The 6,947-nt window shown below is 62.6% G+C and carries 5 protein-coding genes and 3 tRNA genes; all 8 read right to left on the bottom strand.

What is annotated here, in order from left to right:
• Positions 1-402: GTP-binding protein (locus tag ACQ4WO_RS16485; protein ID WP_436482359.1), on the bottom strand; the 402-nt coding region annotated here is incomplete at its 3' end.
• A gap of 88 nt (positions 403-490) precedes the next feature.
• Positions 491-565: transfer RNA gene (locus ACQ4WO_RS16480), tRNA-Thr, on the bottom strand.
• 43 nt (positions 566-608) lie between these two features.
• Positions 609-682 (bottom strand) — tRNA-Gly (locus ACQ4WO_RS16475).
• A gap of 62 nt (positions 683-744) precedes the next feature.
• Positions 745-829 (bottom strand) — tRNA-Tyr (locus ACQ4WO_RS16470).
• Positions 830-1,051: 222 nt separating this feature from the next.
• Positions 1,052-2,698: a response regulator gene (locus ACQ4WO_RS16465; protein WP_436482358.1), complete on the bottom strand. Its 1,647-nt coding sequence runs from the start codon at positions 2,696-2,698 to the stop codon at positions 1,052-1,054.
• A 133-nt stretch (positions 2,699-2,831) separates the two neighbouring features.
• Positions 2,832-4,427 (bottom strand): DUF3369 domain-containing protein, encoded by a 1,596-nt coding sequence (locus ACQ4WO_RS16460; protein ID WP_436482357.1) that lies wholly within the window; start codon positions 4,425-4,427, stop codon positions 2,832-2,834.
• 63 nt (positions 4,428-4,490) lie between these two features.
• Entirely contained in the window at positions 4,491-5,576 is a 1,086-nt protein-coding gene (locus ACQ4WO_RS16455) for a J domain-containing protein (RefSeq protein WP_436482356.1), read from the bottom strand.
• A gap of 149 nt (positions 5,577-5,725) precedes the next feature.
• Positions 5,726-6,877 carry a class I SAM-dependent methyltransferase gene (locus ACQ4WO_RS16450; protein ID WP_436482355.1) on the bottom strand — a complete coding sequence of 384 codons (1,152 nt, stop codon included), beginning with the start codon at positions 6,875-6,877 and terminating at the stop codon, positions 5,726-5,728.
• Positions 6,878-6,947: the final 70 nt, after the last annotated feature.

The raw sequence follows: 6,947 nt of genomic DNA, 5'->3' as shown, positions 1-6,947 counted from the left end.
GAACACGATGATGTATGGAACGCCAACTTGGCGGGCCAGCAGGATGTGTTCGCGGGTCTGTGGCATTGGGCCGTCAGCTGCGGAGCACACCAGGATCGCGCCGTCCATCTGGGCTGCGCCGGTAATCATGTTTTTGATGTAATCGGCGTGGCCTGGGCAGTCAACGTGCGCGTAATGACGCGTTTCCGTTTCGTACTCGACGTGGGCGGTGTTAATCGTGATACCGCGCGCTTTTTCTTCTGGTGCCGCATCGATCTGGTCGTATGCTTTAGCTTCGCCGCCGAATTTCTTCGACAGAACCGTTGCGATTGCAGCGGTCAGCGTGGTTTTACCGTGGTCGACGTGGCCGATGGTGCCGACGTTGACGTGCGGCTTGGTCCGTTCGAATTTACCTTTTGCCATTTTGAACTCCTAATGATTTGATTAGATTGCTCAGGCACACGCCCGACGGTCTGGTTTGAATTGCTTCTGTGCTGCCTGCTGCGAATTCTGGTGCCCTTGACGTGGATCGAACACGTGGCCTCTCCCTTACCAAGGGAGTGCTCTACCACTGAGCTACAAGGGCTGTAATTTGTTGCATGCGATGCATCAAGCATCTGAACGGAAACTGGAGCGGGTGAAGGGAATCGAACCCTCGTCGTAAGCTTGGAAGGCTTCTGCTCTACCATTGAGCTACACCCGCGAGGTATCGTTCACTTTTCTTCACTTGCTTTTTGCTACTACCCAGTTTTCCTTGCAAAAACTTGGTGGAGGGGGCTGGATTCGAACCAGCGTACTCATAGAGAACAGATTTACAGTCTGTCGCCTTTAACCACTCGGCCACCCCTCCGCGGGAACCGCAGAGTATGAAGCATCTACTCACAACTGTCAACCTTATTTACTGATGCCTGACTGCTGCATTTGCGTATAAAAAAGAAGTTGGCTGCTTCGGGGCGTGATTATAAGCTCCCGATTTGAGAATGTGCAAGGGTTGGCGCGAAAAAGTCGGCTTTTTTCGCATTTTTTTTATCCTCCCTGCCCGCAAGCCGCATTTTCCCGTCATTTACTCCATTTACCTTGCGTCAGGCGGATGCATCCAGGAGTTGCCCAAGGGCTTATATTTACGCAACAACTGCTGATGCAGGCCCGACAGTACCGGCAATTTGGGGTTGCGCGGGTCCAAACGGCGCACGCCGGCGATAAACGTCAGCGCCTGCTGGCCCATGCGCTCATCCCAGCCCTCGTGCTCCAGGCATTTCAGCACGGCCACGGCCGCATTGAAGACTACTTGCGGATTATCGGGCAGGCGCGTGACGGCCTCGCCCATCAGGTCGACGGCGCCGCGGAAATCGCCCTCTCCCGCTCGGGCGGCGCCGGCCGCCACCATGTCGGCCACTTCCTGGCGGCTTTGCCGTGCCAGCGCCTTGGCCAGCTCTTCGCGCCCCGCCTGTTCGAACACGGCCATGGCGCGCGTCATGGCGGCGCTGTCGGGCGCATTGCGCATGACTTCGCGCATCACCTCGGCCGCGCCATCCTCGCGCCCATGCGCCAGGCAGTGGCGCGCCAGTTCGGTTTTCAGCATGTTCGAGCCGCCCACGCTGTGGCGGTTGGCGGCCAGCGCTACGTCCAGCGATTGCTGCAGGCGCTCTTCGTTGCCCGTATGCGCATGCAGCATGGCGCTGCACAGGGCACTGCACAGTTCCGCATTCTTTTGCCCGCCCATCGACTTGTCGAGGTCGCGGATCACGGCGCCCGCCTGCAGCGGGTCGCCTTTGCGCACCAGGGTCTGCACGAGGCGCACATGGTCTTCCGGATCGCGGAATTCCGAATACTTGGCCTTGCTGACCACCAACTTGAGGGATTTTTCCGCCATCTCGATATCGTCGGCCGCCAGGGCCGCCTCGCCCAGGCGGCGCAAGCGGCGCACGGCGTGCGGCGAGAGGACCACCGCTTCGCTCAGGGCCGCCTGCGCCAGTTCCGGCTTGCCTTGCGCCAAGTGCGTGCGCGCCAGCCAGTCATAGGCGTCGAGAAAACGCTTGTTGTTTTCCAGCAGCCCTTCCAGGGTGCCCTGCGCCGCTTCGTATTCGCCCAGTAGGAACTGTGTCTTGGCCTGCCCCAGGCGCGCCCAGCCGATGGACTTGCTCTCGTACAAGGCTGCGTAGATCGGTTCGGCGTCGGTCGCCTCGCCCAGCAGCAGATGCAGTTCCGCGCGCAGGCGCAGGAAATCCGTGGCGTAGCGCGGATACAGGCTGGCGCCCTCGGCGCAGGCGGCAATCGCCGCACGCTCGTTGCCCACGTCGATCAGTGCATACACGGGCACGAAGGCATTGCGCTTGTCCAGCGCGCGGCCGATGCGCTCAAGCATGTTGTCAGCGGTGAATGGCTTGAGGATGTAATCGGTGGGCAACAGCTCGACGGCGCTGACCACCTTGGCGAAGCTGCCTTCGCCCGTGACCATGAAGAACATGGTCGATGCGTGCATCAACTTGTGGTGGCGCAAGTCTTCCAGCATCTGCTGGCCATCCTGCCCGCCGTCGAGGTCGTATTCGCACAGGATCAGATCATATGATTTGCTGCCCAGCATGCGGATCGCCTGGCCCGAACTGGCCGCGTCGTCGATCTTCGCCAGGCCGCACAGGTTGAGCATATTGTGCAGGCTGGCGCGCATGCCCGGATGCGGCTCGATGATCAGTGCACTGAGGCCCTTGAGTTCTTTCATGTCGTGATGTCCGAAAACTCCGCGGCGCGCCACACTGGTGCGTGGCGCCGGCCAGCATGAGGCTGCCGAGTATATGACGGCGCCGCGCGCAAGGGAATGGCGGCGTGCCGAAAAGCGCCAACGAAGTTGCTGCTCAAGCGGTGGCGCGCTCCGGATGCCACAGTTGCGGCTCGTTGTCGATCAGGTCGAGCAGCGCCGTCACCACTTCCGGATCGAACTGGCTGCCGCTGCGCTGCTCGATGTATTCGCGCACCTGCGGATACGGCCACGGCTCCTTGTAGGGCCGCTCGTGCAGCAAGGCATCGAAGACGTCGACCACGGCAACGATGCGCGCGGCCACGGGGATGTCGCGCCCCTTGAGGCCATTCGGGTAGCCTGCGCCATCGAAGTGTTCATGGTGGCCACCGGCGATCTGCGCGCCATATGTGAGGTAGCTGATGCCGTCGACCATGTTGGCGGCCCGCTCGAGGATGGTGCGCCCGACGCTGGCATGCAGCTGCATCTGCGCCCGCTCCTCGTCCGTATGCCGGCCCGGCTTGAGCAGCACGGCGTCCGGCGTGGCCACCTTGCCCACGTCGTGCAGGATGCTGGCCAGGCCGATCATGTCGAGCAGCTGCGGGCTGAGCTCGTCGGCATACACGCCGCGCTGGTGCATGCGCTGGGCGATGGCGTCGGACAAGAGCTGCACGCGCCGCACGTGGCCGCCCGTGTCGCTGTCGCGGAACTCGGCCAGGTCGGCCAGCGCCACGACGGTCGCTTCCTGCGCCTTGCGCAGCTGGCCGAACATGTACAGGTTGTCGAAGGCGGCGGCGATACGCTGGCAAAACACTTCCAGCAAGTCGCGCTGGATCTGCGCCAGCGGCCACGGCGGCGTAACGGAGATGGCCAGCTCGCGGTTGCCTTCCGTATGGATGAACAGCACATTGGCAGGATGCTCGAACTGGCTGCGCTTTTCCGCGAACGCCTTGTCGATGGTGGGCGTGAGCGCGTGATCTGCCGGCATCGCTTCGGACTCGGCCAGCACGGCATATGTGCCCGTGGCGGCCACCACCTCGGGCCGTCCGGCGCCGCCCTGCATCAGGCACAGCACGCCGTCGGCACCCACGTCGAGGATGGCGCTGACCTGGTTGAGCACGCCGGAAGCGAATTCGCGCAGGGAATGGATCTGGTACAGATTGGTGGCGCCGGCCAGGATCTTGCCCAGGCCGATGCGGCTGCGCTCGAGCATCATCAGGCTCTCGTAGGCGCGCAGGGCCGAAATGACGGTCGTAAACAGCTTTTGCGTCGTCAGTTCCGTCTTCGCCTTGTAATCGTTGATGTCGTATTCGATGATGACGCGCTGCTCGGGCGCCTGACCCGGCTGACCTGTGCGCAGCACGACGCGCACGATGGAATTATTCAGGTCGGCGCGGATGCGTTTGGCGAGGATCAGGCCCGCATCATCCGTTTCCATCACCACGTCGAGCAGCACCAGCGCGATATCGGGCGTGTCGCGCAGGATCTCGTATCCTTCGCGACCGCTGTAGGCGGAAAACAGTTCCAGTTCACGGCCCTTGAAACTGACATTGCGCAGCGCCAGCCGCGTCACCGCATGCACATCGACGTCGTCATCGACGATCAGCACACGCCACAGGCGCTGGTCGGGCGCGGCCAGCCCGGAGGGACTGGCCACCGGCTCATCTTCGTCGAGCAGCCAGTTATCATCTGCATCGGCTTTGAGGTCGGTCATGAATACTCCTAAGGGATAAGTTCGATGTGGACGCTGCGTTGACGCATATCAAGCATAATCAGATTAGATGCTGCTTACAACAGGATTCTGCGTACCGTCCTCTCCCGCGGCCGGTGCCGGTATCGAGGCACCGCTGCGCGTGGCGCCGCCGCAATTGTCCTGGCCTGGCCCGACGGCCTGGTAACGTACTTCGTACTTGCCCGCGCTGAGCTGCTCCACCGTCAGCTTGTCATTGGCCAGGATGTACAGGTAGCGCACATTCGAGCGCCGTTCCTGGTCATACAACTTGACGAAGACGGGTGCCGTGTTGCTGCTGTTGTCGATGGTCAAGCTCAGTTCGGCGCCCTTGTTACCGATCGGGAAGCCATCGACATAGCCGGACCGCGCAGGCCAAGGCTCGCCATTCGGTGCCACCAGCGACGCCGACTCGGCCTGGCCGGCACCATCGCAGGCGGGCCGGCTGGCTTTCAGGCTCAGCTGCGCCACGGCCAGCACGCGGATCTCGGGCGCCTTCGCTTGCGCGGGCTCGGCCGCATACGGTTTGCCTACCGCCCAGCTATCGACGGCCACGGCCTCGTTTTTTGCCGGCGGCGTGGCGACGCTGTCCGCCGTTGCCGTGTCCGGATGCGCCTTGGCGCCATCGCGGGCCAGGCCGCTCCAGGCCGAGGCCAGCGCGGCAGGCACGGGCTGCGAAGTATCGAGCATCAGCAAGGCGCCCAGCCAGCCCAGCAGCAGGCAGACAAGCAAACTCAGCCACCAACGCCAGTTGCGCCAGATGGGCAGCGCCGCGGTCCGCGGCTTGCCCTTCGGCGGCGGCACATCCTGCGCCCAGGCGTGCTCATGCGATTGGGCATGGCCTTTCGCACGGCCATCGCGGGTCTTGCCTTCTTCGTGGCGGGTGCTTTCCAGCCATTCGATTTCCCACTCCTCGGCGGCGATCCACTCGTCATGTTCCTTGCGGCGTTGTGGATCGGACAAGGTGCCATAGGCGCTGTTGAGGATGGCCATGATGCGGGCGGCCTTTTCGTCGCCGGGATTCTTGTCCGGGTGGTATTTCTGGCTGAGGGCTTTGTACGCGGCACGTATGACTTCCTGCGGCGCCAGGCGCGCCACTTTCAGGTTGTCATAGTGTGTATGTATCTTTCCCATCGTTCTATCTTGAAATCGGTGCGCGGCGACGGGTTCTTGCAGGATGGAACCGTGCTGTGTCGGTCATCATATACGATATGACAAGATAATAACCACCGGCGGACAGGAAATTGCAGGGCGATACTGCCCCGCCTTGATATTGCCGGCGCTTACAGGCGGTGACTGCGGTCACTGGACAACAGCGCTTCCGGCAACTCCACGCCATACCCTACCACCAGCACCTTGAACAATTCCCCCATCTCGGCCGGCGACACCAGCTTTTGTACGGCGCTGGCCTGCGGCAAGTACGTTTTGACCTGTTCGGGGTCGGTACGCAGCAGCAAGTCGCCGATACCGGAGCCCAGCAGGAAGGACGCCTGGTTCATGTAGGCGAGCACGTCGAGGCCCGCGTCCTGGGCCGCCACCGCCATGGCCGTAAAGTCCACGTGCGCCGTGATGTCCTGCAGGCCGGGCAGATAAAACGGTTCCGCGTGGGCGTGATGGCGGTAATGACACATCAGGGTGCCCGTGGCGCGCAAGTCCAGGTAATACTCGTGCGCAGGAAAACCGTAATCGAACAGCACGGCCGCGCCGCCCTTGCCATTCGTCAGCATCTGCGCCAGCGAGCGCATGAAGCCGCAGGCCACACCATGAATTTCTGTGACATAACCGACCGGCAAGTCATCGGCGCCGGGCACCTGGGCGGTGATCTGCGCGGCCACGTCGGCGCCGGCCGGGCGCTCGACAAACACGAACTGGCCGTCGGCAATGCTGACGTCGAGTTCGCACCAGCCGGCCGGTGTCTTGCTGATCAGGTTGACGGGCATGGCGTCGAGCACTTCATTGCCGAACACGGCGCCTTCGAAACTGTCGGGGAAACCGTCGAGCCACACCACTTGCGGGAAGGCGGCCAGCGCCTGCTCCTGGCGCGCGCGCAATTCTCCGGACAATTCGACGATCGCATACTGTTCGATCGCGATGCCGGCATTCGCCGCTTCCGTCAGGATGTCCAGGGCCAGCTTGCCCGTGCCGGCGCCGAATTCGAGGATGCGCGGGGCCGTTTGCGCCATAATAGCGGCTGCCACATGGGCCAGAGTGGCGCCGAACAGGGGCGAAATCTCCGGCGCGGTTGTAAAATCGCCATCTTTGCCCAGCTTGGCGGCACCGCCGCTGTAATAGCCGAGGTCAGGCGCATACAGCGCCAGCTCCATGAAACGGACAAAGGGAATGGCGCCGTCGTTGCGCGCGATTTCGGCGGCAATCTGGTGCTGCAAGGCATGGGACGCGGCCAGCGCGTCGCTATCGGGTACGGGAAGAGACATTCCCGCATTGTAGCGAATCGGCGGCGCATGCCGCCAGTGTGGCGTCCACCGAATATCTCAACCATAGCAA

The organism is Janthinobacterium aestuarii (assembly GCF_051380835.1).
Lineage (GTDB): Bacteria > Pseudomonadota > Gammaproteobacteria > Burkholderiales > Burkholderiaceae_D > Janthinobacterium > Janthinobacterium aestuarii.
This window is presented reverse-complemented; position numbering and strand designations above follow the sequence as displayed.

Excerpts from the sequence above, each read along its gene's own strand:
- ACQ4WO_RS16465 (WP_436482358.1), bottom strand. The coding sequence starts at position 2,698 with ATGAAAGAACTCAAGGGCCTCAGTGCACTGATCATCGAGCCGCATCCG.
- ACQ4WO_RS16460 (WP_436482357.1), bottom strand. The coding sequence starts at position 4,427 with ATGACCGACCTCAAAGCCGATGCAGATGATAACTGGCTGCTCGACGAA.
- ACQ4WO_RS16455 (WP_436482356.1), bottom strand. The coding sequence starts at position 5,576 with ATGGGAAAGATACATACACACTATGACAACCTGAAAGTGGCGCGCCTG.
- ACQ4WO_RS16450 (WP_436482355.1), bottom strand. The coding sequence starts at position 6,877 with ATGTCTCTTCCCGTACCCGATAGCGACGCGCTGGCCGCGTCCCATGCC.